Annotated in this window: 13 protein-coding genes; 9 read left to right on the top strand and 4 right to left on the bottom strand. The window is 56.6% G+C overall.

All coding sequences use genetic code 11. The features are described from left to right. The first annotated feature begins 8 nt into the window (after positions 1-8). Genes ABFI50_RS20250 through ABFI50_RS20240 form a run of 3 tightly spaced genes read left to right on the top strand, consistent with a single transcriptional unit; the run spans position 9 to position 1977 of the window. On the top strand, positions 9-1223 hold the full coding sequence (locus ABFI50_RS20250; RefSeq protein ID WP_087529349.1) for a SpoIIE family protein phosphatase: 1215 nt from the start codon (positions 9-11) through the stop codon (positions 1221-1223). Further along, a complete protein-coding gene (locus ABFI50_RS20245) occupies positions 1213-1551 on the top strand; it encodes an STAS domain-containing protein (RefSeq protein WP_032643090.1) in 339 nt (112 codons plus the stop codon). Before ABFI50_RS20250 ends, ABFI50_RS20245 begins: the two co-directional genes overlap by 11 nt. After that, entirely contained in the window at positions 1552-1977 is a 426-nt protein-coding gene (locus ABFI50_RS20240) for an ATP-binding protein (protein ID WP_087529347.1), read from the top strand. 25 nt (positions 1978-2002) lie between these two features. On the opposite strand, the gene ABFI50_RS20235 is transcribed toward ABFI50_RS20240, so the two are convergent. Further along, positions 2003-3493 carry a UbiD family decarboxylase gene (locus ABFI50_RS20235; protein ID WP_347484920.1) on the bottom strand — a complete coding sequence of 497 codons (1491 nt, stop codon included), beginning with the start codon at positions 3491-3493 and terminating at the stop codon, positions 2003-2005. A 112-nt stretch (positions 3494-3605) separates the two neighbouring features. Between ABFI50_RS20235 and ABFI50_RS20230 the strand changes: the two genes are divergently transcribed. Then, a complete protein-coding gene (locus tag ABFI50_RS20230) occupies positions 3606-4490 on the top strand; it encodes a LysR substrate-binding domain-containing protein (RefSeq protein ID WP_023330447.1) in 885 nt (294 codons plus the stop codon). Positions 4491-4503: 13 nt separating this feature from the next. On the opposite strand, the gene ABFI50_RS20225 is transcribed toward ABFI50_RS20230, so the two are convergent. After that, the gene (locus ABFI50_RS20225) at positions 4504-5490 is read right to left on the bottom strand and encodes an MBL fold metallo-hydrolase (RefSeq protein ID WP_023330446.1); all 987 of its coding nucleotides are present in this window, start codon (positions 5488-5490) and stop codon (positions 4504-4506) included. A 60-nt stretch (positions 5491-5550) separates the two neighbouring features. Continuing rightward, positions 5551-6078, bottom strand: a complete 528-nt coding sequence (locus ABFI50_RS20220; RefSeq protein WP_023337318.1) for a GNAT family N-acetyltransferase — start codon at positions 6076-6078, stop codon at positions 5551-5553. Between the two features lie 132 nt (positions 6079-6210). On the opposite strand from ABFI50_RS20220, the gene treZ reads away from it, so the two are divergent. From treZ to glgX, 3 genes are read left to right on the top strand one after another with little or no spacing between them, the layout of a single operon-like run. Then, a complete protein-coding gene (treZ, locus tag ABFI50_RS20215) occupies positions 6211-7998 on the top strand; it encodes a malto-oligosyltrehalose trehalohydrolase (protein WP_347484918.1) in 1788 nt (595 codons plus the stop codon). Further along, positions 7995-10463: a malto-oligosyltrehalose synthase gene (treY, locus tag ABFI50_RS20210; protein WP_347484916.1), complete on the top strand. Its 2469-nt coding sequence runs from the start codon at positions 7995-7997 to the stop codon at positions 10461-10463. Before treZ ends, treY begins: the two co-directional genes overlap by 4 nt. A 15-nt stretch (positions 10464-10478) precedes the next feature. Beyond that, positions 10479-12554: a glycogen debranching protein GlgX gene (gene glgX / locus ABFI50_RS20205; RefSeq protein ID WP_023330442.1), complete on the top strand. Its 2076-nt coding sequence runs from the start codon at positions 10479-10481 to the stop codon at positions 12552-12554. A gap of 2 nt (positions 12555-12556) precedes the next feature. Here glgX and ABFI50_RS20200 read toward each other — a convergent pair whose 3' ends face one another. Next, a complete protein-coding gene (locus ABFI50_RS20200) occupies positions 12557-13102 on the bottom strand; it encodes a winged helix DNA-binding protein (RefSeq protein ID WP_250127992.1) in 546 nt (181 codons plus the stop codon). Between the two features lie 198 nt (positions 13103-13300). Between ABFI50_RS20200 and ABFI50_RS20195 the strand changes: the two genes are divergently transcribed. Both ABFI50_RS20195 and ABFI50_RS20190 read left to right on the top strand, forming a co-directional pair. Beyond that, positions 13301-14023 carry a DUF969 domain-containing protein gene (locus ABFI50_RS20195; protein WP_014883866.1) on the top strand — a complete coding sequence of 241 codons (723 nt, stop codon included), beginning with the start codon at positions 13301-13303 and terminating at the stop codon, positions 14021-14023. Next, a complete protein-coding gene (locus ABFI50_RS20190) occupies positions 14020-15006 on the top strand; it encodes a DUF979 domain-containing protein (RefSeq protein WP_023330441.1) in 987 nt (328 codons plus the stop codon). The genes ABFI50_RS20195 and ABFI50_RS20190 overlap by 4 nt, the downstream gene beginning before the upstream one ends. Positions 15007-15010: the final 4 nt, after the last annotated feature.

Below are 15010 nucleotides of genomic sequence, written 5' to 3'. Positions count from 1 at the left end.
AGGGATACATGTCAGCGCTGCACGTGTTAATTGTTGAAGATTCGCTGATTTATCGTCGGTTACTCTCCCGAATGCTCACCCAGTGGGGGTATATCGTGAGCGAGGCGGAAAATGGCGTCGCCGCGCTGGAAATATTGTCCAGCCAGCCGATCAGCATGGTGATAAGCGACTGGGAGATGCCGGAAATGGACGGGCTTACGCTCTGTCAGACGATCCGCAGCCGTCAGTTTGGCCACTATGTATATATCATCCTGTTGACCGCACGCGAGAATGCAGGGGACGTGACGCAGGGATTTGATGCCGGGGCGGATGATTTTTTGAGTAAGCCAGTTGAACAGGCTGAACTCCGGGCGCGGCTCCATGCCGGGGTACGTATTTTGACGCTGGAAGCGACCCTCGCGGCGCACAACAAGCGCCTGAGTGAAGCGTTACGCCAGATTGAACAGGATCTTGAGCTGGCGGCGCGCGTTCAGCACTCGGTTCTGCCTTCACACCGCTTACGCTTCGGGAACTACTTTTCCGACTGGCTTTTCTTACCGTCTGCCTGGGTATCGGGCGATGTCTTCAATATTTTTCCTCTGGACTCTCATCTGGGGTTCTATTGCGTTGACGTGTCCGGTCACGGCGTGGGAGCCGCGATGATGTCCCTGGCCGTGGCGCGTCAGTTCCTGCACGGCCGGGTGGTGGACCGTTTTTTGTTTACCGCAGAGGGCGGAATTCAGTCGCCTGCCGAGGTTGTCAGAATACTGAACAGCCGCTTTTGCAGTGAAGAAAACGACATCACCAGCTATTTCACCATCATCTACGGCGTGATCGATCCTGAAAGTGGTCAGGGACTGTTGTGTCAGGCGGGGCATCCTACTCCCGTGATTGTGAACGCAGAGAGTGCCGTCACTTACGTTGGCGAGGGTGGACCGCCTGTCGGACTGATGCCCGACCTGAGCTGGGAGGACGTCGCTTTTACCCTCAATCCAGGGGATCGCTTATGCTTATTCAGTGACGGCATCACGGAGTGTGAGAACAGCGAGGGCGAGCAGTTTGGCCCGCAACGTCTGGAACGGTGGCTTCATGAGCATGCCCATCTGCCGGTTGACGAGCTCCTGCCGCGGTTCGGCCAACACCTGACCGGCTGGCGCAATGCAAATAGACATGAACCGACCGCCTTAACCGATGATGTTTCACTGTTAGCGATTGAGCGTCAGGGAGAACAGAATGATTATTAACACTGAACGATTACCGAATGCCAACATTCTTACGCCAGCGGTCCGGCGGTTGGATGCATCCATTGCCGCGACGTTTAAGGCCACTGTTACGGAAGAAATTGGCAGCGATCGTAAAGCCTTAATTGTCGATTTTAGCAAAGTGGACTTTATCGACAGCAGCGGTTTGGGGATGCTGGTGTCGTTGTTTAAGCTGATGAACGGGAAAGGCGAAATGGCGCTGTGCTCCCTGAACCCCGGGATCATGAATATGTTCACCCTGACCCGAATGGATCGCATATTCCGCATCTATCCGGATAAAAACAGCGCGCTTGCGCAGCTGGGGCAGTAGATGCAGACGCCGGAGCAGGCTGAATTTCCGGCGGCGTTCGATTCCCTGACGCCGCTGTCCGGCTGGATGGAAGACAGGTTGAGCGCACTTCCCGTAGACGATGAGTGGCGTTTCGCCTTCGATCTCGCCGTCTGTGAAGCGGCGACGAATATCATCCGCTACGCGCTTCATGAGGATAACTCGCGCGTCTTTAGCGTACAGTTCGACGTCCGTGGCGATGATGCGTGCGTTATTTTTACCGACGCGGGTGATGCGTTCCCGCTGGAGCGGCTTGAGGCCGCCAGGCGAGACCGTTTCAGCGAAATGTCGCCGCTACTGGAGAGCGGCAGGGGGCTGATGCTCATTTTGCTGAGCGTCGATCGTTTCTCTGTGGAACGAAAGGCTGGTGAAAATATTGCTACGCTTGAGAAGAAAATCAGCGTATGACCCGTTTGCCATACGCGTAGTTTTTTTATTTCGTATTGTCAGCAAATAATGCTGGTGCCCACGGTGTCGGATCCACCTCCATAAACGGCGCGCGCTCGAAGCGATCCTTCAGCGCCCACGGCACCGTGCAATCAAAGATGGTCTTGCAGGAGATGCCGTTTCCGCGAATTGAGGTGCTGTAATCCGGCGACTGAGACGGATCCAGCTGGTGGCCGCGGATCCCCGGAATATTGGTGATGCTGACATCACCCTGCATGCGGGTGGTCATCGCCCACAGGATGTCGTCGCTGTCGAAAATATCCACGTCTTCATCGACAAGGATAATGTTTTTCAGCTCCGAATAGGTGGCTAAAGCGATAAGTGCTGCCTGGCCCTGGCGTCCTTCATCTGACGGCTGGCGTTTTTTCACCTGCAAAATACCCAGGAATTTACCGCCACCCGCGGTATGTGCATAGACGTTTTGCAGGAAGCCCGGAATCGCCTCTTCCACCGCATTGCGGATGCTGGCCTCCGTCGGCAAACCGGCCAGGGTGGTATGTTCTTCTCCGGGGCCCACCAGCGTTTGCAGGATTGCCTGGTGGCGCATGGTCACCGCTTTCACTTTGATCACTGGCAGAGACGGATTCGCCTCACCGCAGTAGCCCGGGAATTCCGGCATCGCGTGGCCGGTGTTGGTATGCTGATCTTCTCTTACGCGCACGCCGGGAAGCAGTTCGCCTTCAATGATAATTTCCGCCCGCGCGATGGCTTTCTCTTTTACCGCCACGCCCTGTACCAGCTCGACCGGCTGCTGGCGCAACGCCCCGGCGACGCCCAGCTCATTGTAACCAAACGGTGTGGTGGGGGCCTCAAAACACGCGCCGATATAGATAGCGGGATCGAGCCCCATGTTGATCGTCACCGGCAGCGGTTTTCCGGCCGCTTCCGCTTTTTTGCGAAAGACTTCAATATGGCGACCGGCGGCCAGGAACATGGATAGCTCATCGCGCTCCTGCACGCAAAGGCGGTGGATGGTGACATCCGTCAGCGAGCTGTCCTCCGGATCGCTTGCCAGCACCAGTCCCAGGCAGAAGAACGGGCCTGCATCAATCGGCGTATTGGTTGGTGCTGGCAGCAGTTTGCGCAGATCGAAGTCCGGATCGTCAGCGTAGAAGACCTGCTCCTGACAAGGGGCCTGCGAGGCCGGGACGACAACGGGTGCGACCGGTTTTTTCACCGCCTGACCGACATGTTTTGCCAGTTCAGAAGGCGCACAGCCTAACAAAAGTGCCGCGCGTTCACGGCTGGCGTGCATGCCCACCAGAATGCGCGAGCCCGGATAGCCCTTCACGCTGTTGAACATCATGGCCGGCCCCGTGCGGGTCGGGCGTTTTACCGTACCGCCCGCGCCAATATGACGATACACACCTGCCAGCTCTGCGTTAGGATCGACGGGATGATCGGTTTCAATATACTGGCCTTCGTGGCGCTGCAGTAAGGCGATGGCACTTCTGAGATCGTTGACTGAGTTTTCCATATTTTCCTCCCTCGGTTGAATACCTCCATTTTTACGACAATGACCCATAGCATCAATTGCATCATTACTGTTAAATTAATAATAAATTTATTATCAAAAAAGGAAGTCTCCCGTGCAGTTTCGTCAGATGCGCCATTTCATTGTCGTTGCCGAAGAACTCCACATGCACCGTGCCGCCGAGCGTTTAAACATGGCGCAACCGGCGCTGAGCCAGCAGATAAAGGCGCTTGAAGAACGTTTAGGCGTCACGCTCTTTAGCCGGGCGAACCGTCGCTTAACCCTGACGCCCGCGGGCGACGCGTTTCTGGTGAAGGCCAGGCTCGCCATCTCCCTGACTGAGCAGGCGGTGCTGGACGCCAGGCAAACGGCGAGAGGCGAGCAGGGGGTGTTAAACCTGGGATGCGTGTCGAGTGCGATGTTCGACGGTAAGCTGCCCGCTGCACTGCGCCAGATGCACAGCCGCTGGCCAGCGATAACCATGTCTTTGATGACGGGCAATGTGCAGACGCTCTATGCCGCCGTGCAAAGTAACCAGCTGGATGTGGCGATTATTCGGGCACCGCTGCCATCGCTGCCTGACGATCTGCAAAGCCGGCCGTTCACCTCAGAAAAAACGGTGCTGGCGCTGTATCGCCAGCATCCTCTGGCCGACTCTTCCGCTCTGACGCTCGCGTCAGTGAAGGATGAAAAATGGATCTCGCTGCGCGATCCGGAGGGCATGGGGCTGGAGCAGTACTTTTATGACGTCTGTAGCGGGGCGGGTTTCCAGCCGGACGTAGTGCAGAATGCGACGGATGTTCCCACGGTGATAAGCCTGGTCTCCGCGGGATTTGGTCTGGCGTTGCTGCCTGCGTCAGCAAAGGCAGTGAGTGTCGAGAATGTCGTTTACGTGGACATTCTCGACCGTCTCAGGGAAAGCGAACTGACGCTGGTGTGCCACCGAATTATTCGCTCAGAAGTGCTTAAAAAATTTCTGGTGACCCTCGAGCACACCTGACGGCGTCATCCGCTTATTTCACGCTGCTGGCGTCCCGGTTGGTATAGGTAACGGGAACCCAGGCATAGCCACCGTTTTCACCTTTGGTGACATAGCCGATACCCGGGAACGGCAGATGGGGCGCGGCAATCAGGTCTCTGTTTTTCACAAAGTCCGCAAACGCCTGTTCGCGCACGCTTGCCGCTTTGTTCTGATCTTCATCGTAGGTGATGGTCACACCAGGCTGCGGGAACTGGACCGCCCCGGCATGAATGATGTCGCCGACAAAGGTGATCTTCTCGCCTTTGCTTGTCAGCGTGTAGAAGGCTGAACCCGGCGTATGGCCGGGATGAACCGTGCCGGTCAGCCCCGGAAGAATCTCAGCCGTGCCGCTAAAAGGCACCACTTTACCGGCGTCAAGATAGGGCTTTAAGGTCTTCTGCGCGACGTCAAAGTAGTTCTTGCCGTAGCCGGTTTTCTTTTGATTATCGTCGTTAAAGAAAAAGTCGACGTCGGGTTTGCCAACGAAAACGCGTGCGTTGCTGAATACCACCTTGCCGTCTTTGACCAGACCGCCCGCGTGATCGGAGTGGGCGTGGGTCAGCAGGACTTCAGTAATGTCCTCGGGTTTAACCCCTTGCGTGGCGAGGCTTTCAACCAGGCGTCCACCCGCATCAGGACCAAAGAGCTGGCCCGAGCCGGTATCCACCAGAATTTTATGTCCGGGGATCGCAATAAGGAACGCGTTAATGGAGACCTCGGCCGGGTTGGTCTGGAAATTTTTCGCGAGCAGCGCATCAATCTTTTGCGGCGTTGTCCGGCGCAGCAGCTTATGCAGATCCTGCGCGACGGTTCCGTCGGTAAAAGACGTGACAATGACATCGCCGACCTGCACGCGGTAACCGCCCGCCGGTTGTTTAACGACGTGCTGGGGCGTTTCTGCCGAAGCCTGCAGCACAGGGTAGAAAAGCAGTGAACTGGACATCAGCGTGGAAAGAGCAAGTTTTTTCATGGTAAGCATACGCGTCTCCTTTGAAAGTGCTCATCTTACTCATAGCGGCCGTAGAGCAGCGAGTTTCCTCTACACCAGCATGTAATACCAGAACAGGGCAACTTCGTCTTTTTCCGGCAGGGCGTTGTACAGATAACGGTCGTATCCGCCCAGGGTGAAACCGTAGTTTCGGTAAAACAGACAGGCCGAGACGTTTACATTTTGGGTTTCAAGCCGCAGTCCCGGCGCGTTTACGCTTCGCGCCCACACGTGCGCGGCGGCCATCAATTTTTGTGCTGCACCGGTTCTGCGTTTCGTACGATCTACGGCTATGTAATCCACCGAGATAAACTTATTCCAGCCAATTGATGCAGTAATAAAGCCGGCTATTTCACCCTCGTTCGTTTCTGCAACAAGAAATATGGCGTCCGGGTTAACACAATGATTTTCAAGTGTCTGGATATCGAGCTCGTAGGTTTTTATCCAGGGCTCGGCGATAGCTTCAATATGCAAATCACAATGGAGAAAAGGCTCTCGTGCAATGTGGTTAACGGTGAAAGAGAAGTCACAACATTCGAGGCGTACGAGGTCGGTATTTAATCCTTTTCGAATCTGCATAGTATTCCCGGTAGTGAGTGAGTTCATAAAGAATAGACGAAGCGGTTAAATCCGCTGAGCCAACATACTTTTAATCCTGAACTAAGCTTGTACTTCGTTCCGCGTAAAATGTGGGTCATTCGAGGACAATGAATGGAATTCAGGACATTTCAAAAGCAGTGGGGTGCTGAGTTTATTTCCGATGACGTTGTACGTTTTCGCGTCTGGGCAGAAGGACAGAAAGCGCTGACGCTACGTCTGGCCGTCACCGACGTGCCGATGACGGCAGTGGGTAACGGTTGGTTTCAGGCAGACGTTCCGGGCGTTACGCACGGCACAGAGTATCAGTTTGTCCTGCAGGACGGCATGACGGTGCCCGATCCCGCGTCTCGCGCACAGGCGAGAGACGTTAACGGCCCCTCCATCGTTATCGATCCCCGACGTTATCAGCCGGTTAACCGGGACTGGTCAGGGCGGCCGTGGGAAGAGACGGTTATCTATGAACTGCACATCGGCACGTTTACCCCGGAGGGGACCTTCCGGGCCGCCATTGAAAAACTCCCTTACCTGGCAGAACTGGGTATTACCCAGCTTGAAGTTATGCCCGTGTCTCAGTTTGGCGGATCCCGCGGCTGGGGGTACGACGGTGTGTTGCTTTATGCTCCGCACGCCGCATACGGTACGCCAGCGGATTTCCACGCGTTAATCGATGCCGCGCACGGTCTTGGGCTTTCCGTGGTGCTGGATATCGTACTCAACCACTTCGGCCCGGAAGGCAACTATCTCCCGTTGCTGTCGCCTGCCTTTTTCGATGCAGAGCGGATGACGCCCTGGGGCAACGGAATCGCCTACGAGCGCGAGCCGGTAAGACATTACATTACCGATGCACCGCTCTACTGGCTGACCGAGTACCGCCTGGACGGCCTGCGTTTTGATGCCATCGACCAGATTAAAGACAGCTCGAAGACGCATATTCTCCAGGAAATTGCAGAGAAGATCCGTGAGGCGATCCCGAACCGTCATGTTCACCTGACCACGGAAGACAGCCGCAACGTCATTTTCCTGCATCCGCATGATGAGCACGGCAATACGCCGCTGTTTACCGCTGAGTGGAATGATGATTTCCACAACGCGGCTCACGTGTTTGCCACCGGTGAGACGCACGCGTACTACCAGGATTTTGCGTTTGAACCAGAGAAAAAATTCGCCCGGGCGCTGGCAGAAGGGTTTGTCTACCAGGGCGAGGTTTCGCTGCAAACAGGCCAGTCCCGCGGGGTGGAGTGTCACACGCAGCCACCGCAGTTCTTCGTTGATTTTATTCAGAACCACGATCAGACCGGGAATCGCGCCCAGGGTGAGCGGCTTATCACCCTCGCAGGTGCCAATAAAACCCGTGTGCTGCTTGCTGCACTACTGCTTTCCCCCCATATCCCGCTGCTGTTTATGGGCGAGGAGTTTGGTGAATCACATCCGTTCCTGTTCTTCACCGATTTTCACGGCGATCTGGCCGACGCGGTGCGGGAAGGGCGCGCAAAAGAGTTTACTGGCCATGCCGGGCACGATGACGCTGTCCCGGACCCGAATGACGTGAACACCTTTGTCCGCTCAAAGCTTGACTGGAATAAAATTGCCACCGACGACGGCAAAACGTGGCTCCGCTTCACGCGCCATCTGCTTACGCTGCGTCATCGTTATATCGTTCCGCTTCTGCATGAGGGAAGTCGCGTCGAGGGCAAGGTGATCGGGACGGCACCCGGTATGGTGGCCGTAAGCTGGCGCTTCCCGTCCGGAACGCTTTCGCTGGCGCTCAATATCGGCAATAAATCTGTCAAACCGCCCGCTCTTTCGGGGGAGACACGTTTCGCCTGGCCGGAGGTAACCGACATTTTGCCGCCGAACAGTATTGTCGTTCGATTTGCTGATGGAGAAGCATCGTTATGAACCCTTCCGCCACGTACCGTATACAGTTCCGTAATGGCATGACCTTCGATCGCGTTGTCGCGCTGGTACCCTATCTGAAAGACCTCGGCATCAGCCACCTTTATGCCTCCCCGATGTTTACTGCCACAACGGATTCCACGCACGGCTATGACGTCACCAACCCGAATGAAATAGACCCTGCGATCGGCGGACGCGAAGGTTTCGACCGCATGTCCGCGGCGCTTAAGCAGGCCGGCATGGGGCTGATACTGGATATTGTCCCTAACCATATGTCGACTTCTCTGGAAAACACCTGGTGGCGGGACGTGATTGAGTACGGACAGCAGAGCCGCTATTTCCGCTATTTCGATATCGACGGGTCTCGCCCGCTGACGCTGCCGTTTCTCGGGGACACCTTTGAGGCGGAGCTGGAGAAGGGAGCCATTACCTTAAAACGTGACCCTGTCACAAACAAAGCCGCTCTGATCTATTATGACACCGCATATCCGCTCAACCCGGGCACGTTCAGCGAGGATAAGAGCCTTGCGGAACTGCACGAAGCACAAAGCTGGCGATTGATGTCCTGGCGGGAAGCGCCGAAACAGCTTTCGTGGCGACGTTTCTTTGAGATTACCGGTCTGGTGGGCGTGCGGGTTGAAGATGACGCGGTATTCGACGATACGCATCGCCTCATCCTTGAACTGGTTCACGCGGGTGTGGTGGACGGTCTGCGGATCGACCATATCGACGGTCTGGCCGATCCGCTGGGCTATCTGCAGCGCCTGCGGCAGGCAACCGGACCGGACTGTTATATCACGGTCGAGAAAATTCTCGCTAAAGGAGAACAGCTTCCCGCCGAGTGGCCCGTCTCCGGTACTACCGGGTACGAATTTATCGCTTCGCTGGCGGAAGTGCTGGTCGACGACGATAACCTGTCGCGTCTGGAAAAAATTCACGACGAGACGCTGGGGGTAACGGTCGATCGCCACGCGGAACTGCGCGATGCGAAAGGCCTGATGACCGATCGTAATTTTGAGGGCGAGTTCACCACGCTGCTTAATCTTGCAGACGATCTGGCCCGCCGCAATGACGTTGCGCTTCAGCGCGATGATATTCGCCACGCGTTACGCGAGCTGCTTATCGCCTTTCCGGTGTACCGCACCTACGGCACCCGGGAGGGGTTAACCCCGCCAGATGTCGCGCTGCTTAACCGCGTGGTCGCCAGCGTAGAGACATCCGAAGCCGCCCTGAGCCTGATAGTCCGCATTCTTACCGGCGATTTGCCGGAAGAGTGCCGCGAGTCCGCCGCGCTTTTCAGAACCCGCTTTCAGCAGTTGACTGGGCCGCTGATGGCGAAGTCCGTTGAAGACACGCTGTTCTTTCGTCATAACCTGGAGCTGGCGCTTAATGAAGTGGGCGCCGACCCGACGCCGCGCGCGTTCTCGCTATCCCGCTTTCATCAGGAGATGCGCATTCGTCTGGCCCGTCAGCCCGATGCGCTGCTGGGCACCTCCACGCACGATACCAAGCGCGGGGAAGATGCCCGGGCCCGGCTTTACACCCTGACGGAGGCCCCGGAACAGTGGGGCGAAAATCTGGCCCGCTGGCGCCAGATGAACCAGACCCAGGTGCGGTTTCTCAATGACGGTACCGCGCCAAACGCCGCCGACACCTGGATGATCTATCAGGCGCTGGCAGGCGTCTGGCCGGCCACGCTGTCGCCGGACGACGCCGACGGGCTTGCCTCGCTGGAGGCGCGTTTTATCGCTTTCCTCGAAAAAGCGCTGCGCGAGGCGAAACAGCGCACAGACTGGATCGACAGCAACGAGAGCTATGAGAGCGTGGTGCTGCGCTATGCCCGGCACCTGCTTTCACCTGACAACACGCTGTTTCTGCATGATTTCAGCGAGTCCATGCGGCCCTTTATCCGCGCCGGACTGATGAACAGCCTCAGCCAGACGGTGATTAAGCTGACGGCGCCCGGCGTGCCGGATATCTATCAGGGCAGCGAGGCGCTTAACGTTAGCCTTGTCGATCCGGATAACCGCCGCGAGCCGGACTTTCCGACGCTGGTGCAAAACCTCAGCGTGGCGAATGCCGGTATGTTTGAAAACCCGGCGTGCTGGCAGGACGGAAGGGTGAAGCAGTTTGTCACCGCTACGCTCCTGCGTCTGCGTCCACACTATCCCGGGCTGTTTCGCTATGGCGACTGGCTGCCGCTTAAAGTGTCCGGCGATCGGGAGGAGCATCTGATTGTCTATGCGCGGGTGAAAGACGGCGAGGTGCTGATTGTTGCCGTGCCGCGACTGGTTTTTGGCGTCACCGATAACCGCACGCTGTGGGGCAATACCACGGTGGCGATACCCGAGGCGCTGGCAGGAAAACGCTATCGGGATCTGTTCAGCGGTGAAAGCCGCATGCTGCAAGAGACGCTGGATTTAACGTCGGAAAAGGGATGTGTACTGGTTCTGCTTACCTGCGAATAATCGTGGAGAACGAAAATGGCAAAGGATACAACGTTTGAAATTCGGGCCGGTCATGGCCAGCAGTTGGGTGCAAATTATGACGGGAAGGGGGTCAACTTCGCGCTGTTCTCCGCTCACGCTGAGCGGGTGGAGCTCTGTCTGTTTGACCCCTCCGGGAAAACGGAAATCGCCCGGCTCGAGCTTCCTGAATATACCCACGAAGTCTGGCACGGCTATGTGCCGGATCTGAAGCCCGGTACGCTTTACGGCTATCGCGTCTACGGCCCCTATGACCCGGAAAACGGTCATCGCTTCAACCCGCATAAACTGCTTATCGACCCCTATGCCCGCGAACTGGTGGGTGATATCGACTGGAACGAGGCCCATTTCGGCTATGCGCTGGGGCATGACGAATTAGACTTGAGTTTTGATACCCGTGACAGCGCGCCGTTCACGCCAAAATGTAAGGTTATCGACCCGAACGCCTGTGACTGGCAGGACACTAACCGACCCACTATCCCCTGGCCGAACACCGTGGTGTATGAAAGCCACGTAAAAGGGTTTACCCAGATGAACCCGGCAATTCCTCCCGAACTGCGGGGCACCTTTGAGGGGATGGGGCATAAAGCCTCCGTGGACTACATCAAAAGCCTCGGCATCACCTCGGTGGAGCTGCTCCCTGTTCACTGGTTCCCGGACGATCAACATCTTCTCGACCGCGGTCTGAAAAACTTCTGGGGCTATAACACGCTGGGCTTTTTTGCGCCGGCGTCGCGCTACTTCGGCCCGGCGGGGATCCAGGGCTTTCGCGATATGGTGCGCGCTTATCATGATGCTGGCATCGAAGTGATTCTCGACGTGGTGTATAACCACACGGCGGAAGGCAATGAGCTTGGCCCCACGCTCTCGTTTAAAGGCATTGATAACTACAGCTATTATCGCACACTGCCTGACCAGCACCGGTATTACATCAACGACACCGGAACGGGGAACACGGTCAATACCTCTCACCCGCGTGTGCTGCAGATGGTGATGGATTCGCTGCGCTACTGGGCGGAGTCGATGCATATTGACGGTTTCCGTTTCGACCTGGGAACAATACTGGGCCGCGAGCCGGAAGGGTTTGATCCGCGCGGCGGCTTTTTCGACGCCATGACCCAGGATCCGGTTTTATCCCGACTGAAGCTGATTGGTGAACCCTGGGATATCGGCCCCGGCGGCTATCAGGTGGGCGGTTTTCCGCCTGGCTGGGGTGAATGGAACGACAAATACCGAGACACCGTACGCGAGTACTGGAAGGGGGACAACGTCTCTAACGACTTTGCCGCCCGTCTGCTGGGATCCGGTGACTTGTACGATCTGCGCGGGCGTCGCCCCTGGGCCAGCGTTAATTTCATCACCGCCCATGACGGCTTTACGCTGAATGACCTGGTGTCGTACAACGAGAAGCATAACGCCGACAACGGGGAAGACAATAATGATGGCCATAACGATAACCGTTCATACAACTATGGCGAAGAAGGGCCGACGGAGAACCCGGATATTATTGCTACCCGCGAAAGGCAGAAGCGTAATTTCCTGACCACGCTGCTGTTTTCCCATGGTACGCCAATGCTGCTGGCCGGCGATGAGTTTGGCCGCACGCAGAAGGGCAACAACAACGGCTACTGCCAGGACAGTGAGATCTCGTGGATCGACTGGAAAGGACTCTCCGAGAACGACGCTGCGCTGCGCGAGTTTACCCGACGTTTGATTGCGCTTCGTGCCGCGCAACCGTTATTGCGTCGTGAAAGCTGGCGCGACGGGCTGGAGATCCGCTGGTTTAACGCCGGCGGCGGTCCGCAGCAGGCAGAGCAGTGGGATGAGGGCTCGACGCTCGGGGTGTCCATCAGCAGGCCCGATCTCAAACAGGAAGAGGGCATCTGGCACGATGTGCTCATGCTGTTCAACCCGTTTGAAGGCAGCGTGGCATTCCAGATCCCACAGTTTGGTGAAGGGGGATGGGTGCTGGAGCTGTCTACAGCCGATGACGCCGTGACCGGGAAGGCGATCACCGAAGCGGTAGAATTCGAGCTGGCCGGACGCAGCATTACTCTTTTCCGACGGCCCTGAGTTTACAGTGATGCCGCCGCCCTGGCGGCGGTGTCGTACAGAGAGGAAATCGTGCGTAACAGCTGCGCGGTTTCGCCAATGGATTTTCCGGCAATGCCGCTCTCCGCATGTATCGCGATCAGACACGCCTCCCGCACGTCGCGGTATTTCATGCATAACGCTTTCCCTTCCTCCGTGGTGGAGAAAAAGAGCTCTTTACCCGCTTTCTCACTTGTCACGTAGCCTGCTTTAACCAGCTTTTTCAGGGCATAAGTCACCACATGCGTATCTTCCACGTTGAGAACAAAACAGATATCAGCCAGCTTTTTCTTGCGCTCGCGGTGGTTCACATGGTGCAGAAGTGAGACATCAAAGGCGCCCATATCGGGTTCGCCGGCAGCCGTCATGCAGCGCACCATCCATTTGTTGAACGCGTTGCTGGTCATGATCAGCGCGTATTCCAGCTCTGACAGTTCCGCGCAGCGCTCGGACACCAGATGGCGGGACGAGACGATCCGGCCATCGTTGATGTCGTCGTGATGGGGTGAAGCACGCTTTTCTGAGGTCATAACGTTCCTTAGTCAGAAATGTAAACTCATCGATAAAATAAGAACATTTTATTGATAAATTGTTTACATGTTTTTGAGGTTCAGATATAGCTTTTTAGCGCAGGTTTTACAAAGCCTGACGAAAACACAACATCGCTCGCCGCAAATTAAAAAAATAGCCGTCGGCGCGCAACGCTCACTTTCGATAGGGTAAACGTTATGGACGGTTCTACGCTGTTGCCGCTGATCGGGATACCGATCGTGGTTATTGGTTTTGCTTTGCGCTTCAACCCGCTACTGGTGGTCGTGGTGGCGGGGCTGGCGACGGGTCTGCTGGTCGGTATGGATTTCGGCATGCTGCTCGAGACCTTTGGCGAGAAGTTCGTCAATAGCCGATCGCTCGCGACCTTCATTCTGATCCTGCCGGTCATTGGTCTGCTGGAATATTACGGGCTAAAAGAGCGCGCCCAGGCCTGGGTCGCGAAGATCGCCAGCGCCACCTCGGCGCGTATTTTGATGCTCTACTTTGTCGCCCGTGAAGGCACGGCCGCGTTAGGGCTGATGTCGCTGGGCGGGCATGCCCAGACGGTACGCCCGCTGCTGGCGCCGATGGCTGAAGGGGCCGCTCTGAACGAGTATGGTGAACTGCCGCAGCATATCCGCGACAAAATCAAAGCCCATGCCGCCGCGTGTGACAATATCGCGGTCTTCTTTGGGGAAGACATCTTTATCGCCTTTGGTGCAGTGCTGCTGATTGACGCGTTCCTGAAAGAGAACGGCATTCAGGGGATTGAACCGCTGCATATCGGCCTGTGGGCCATTCCGACGGCCATTGCGGCATTGATTATTCATATGACACGCCTGCTGCGCCTGGATGCCAGTATCCGTCGTGACGTGATGGCCTGGCGTGCAGAGCAGGCAACGCAGGGGGCCGCGCAATGATGACGCTTATCACCATTAACCGCGTGTACTACCTGATTGGCTTCGTCGTGATGTTGCTGGTGGTCATGACCCTGCGCGATCGCGCGAATCCGAAGCGTTTCACCACCGCGCTTTTCTGGTTTTTATTCGGCGGGATTTTCCTGTTCGGTGATCTGATGGTTCAGGAGCTCGGCAAATCGCTGGCGTACCGGATCATCGGCGGCAGCGTTATCGTTATCGCGCTGCTGGCGGGCTTTGGTCTTGTCGGAAAGGGGCACTACAAAATGGCCTCCGATGAGGAACGGGTTGCCTCGTCAAACCGGCTCAAAAACTGGCTGTTCCTGCCTGCGCTGATGATCCCCGTGGTGACGGTTATCGGGACGCTGTTCCTGAAGGGCGTGTCGATTGGCGGCGTTTATCTTCTCGACCAGAAACAGCTCACCCTTGCGGCGCTGTGCGTGGCCTGCGTCGCGGCGATCCTCACCGGCTGGTGGCTGACGAAGGGCACGCCGCTGCACGCGATTCGCCAGTCTCGCCGCCTTGTCGATACCATCGGCTGGGCGGTGATCCTGCCGCAGATGCTGGCCATGCTGGGTGGGGTATTCGTGGCGGCCAATACCGGTGACTCCGTGCAAAAGGTAGTGAGCCTGTTTGTGAACCCGGATAACCGCTTCATGCTGGTGGTGATTTACTGCGTGGGGATGGCGCTGTTTACCATGATCATGGGTAACGCCTTTGCCGCTTTCCCGGTATTGAGTGCCGGTATCGCCTTGCCGTTCCTGATTAACGTGCATCACGGTAACCCGGCACCGCTGCTGGCGATTGGTATGTACGCAGGGTATTGCGGCACGCTGATGACGCCGATGGCCGCGAACTTCAATATCGTGCCCGCCGCGCTGCTGGAGCTGAAAGACAAATATCAGGTGATCAAGATCCAGATCCCGACCGCGTTAACCTTGCTGGTGGTGAACGTGTTCTTAATGTATTTCCTCGTTTTTCGCTAAGGAG

It is taken from the genome of Enterobacter sp. HNDS-6 (assembly GCF_039850505.1).
Lineage (GTDB): Bacteria > Pseudomonadota > Gammaproteobacteria > Enterobacterales > Enterobacteriaceae > Enterobacter > Enterobacter kobei.
The sequence above is the reverse complement of the archived record's forward strand: the minus strand, read 5'-3'. Positions and strand labels throughout refer to the sequence as shown.

Coding starts and splice junctions, on each gene's coding strand:
- ABFI50_RS20190 (WP_023330441.1), top strand. CDS start 14,020: ATGATGACGCTTATCACCATTAACCGCGTGTACTACCTGATTGGCTTC.
- treZ (WP_347484918.1), top strand. CDS start 6,211: ATGGAATTCAGGACATTTCAAAAGCAGTGGGGTGCTGAGTTTATTTCC.
- ABFI50_RS20240 (WP_087529347.1), top strand. CDS start 1,552: ATGCAGACGCCGGAGCAGGCTGAATTTCCGGCGGCGTTCGATTCCCTG.
- treY (WP_347484916.1), top strand. CDS start 7,995: ATGAACCCTTCCGCCACGTACCGTATACAGTTCCGTAATGGCATGACC.
- ABFI50_RS20220 (WP_023337318.1), bottom strand. CDS start 6,078: ATGCAGATTCGAAAAGGATTAAATACCGACCTCGTACGCCTCGAATGT.
- ABFI50_RS20235 (WP_347484920.1), bottom strand. CDS start 3,493: ATGGAAAACTCAGTCAACGATCTCAGAAGTGCCATCGCCTTACTGCAG.
- ABFI50_RS20225 (WP_023330446.1), bottom strand. CDS start 5,490: ATGCTTACCATGAAAAAACTTGCTCTTTCCACGCTGATGTCCAGTTCA.
- ABFI50_RS20200 (WP_250127992.1), bottom strand. CDS start 13,102: ATGACCTCAGAAAAGCGTGCTTCACCCCATCACGACGACATCAACGAT.
- ABFI50_RS20245 (WP_032643090.1), top strand. CDS start 1,213: ATGATTATTAACACTGAACGATTACCGAATGCCAACATTCTTACGCCA.
- ABFI50_RS20250 (WP_087529349.1), top strand. CDS start 9: ATGTCAGCGCTGCACGTGTTAATTGTTGAAGATTCGCTGATTTATCGT.
- ABFI50_RS20195 (WP_014883866.1), top strand. CDS start 13,301: ATGGACGGTTCTACGCTGTTGCCGCTGATCGGGATACCGATCGTGGTT.
- glgX (WP_023330442.1), top strand. CDS start 10,479: ATGGCAAAGGATACAACGTTTGAAATTCGGGCCGGTCATGGCCAGCAG.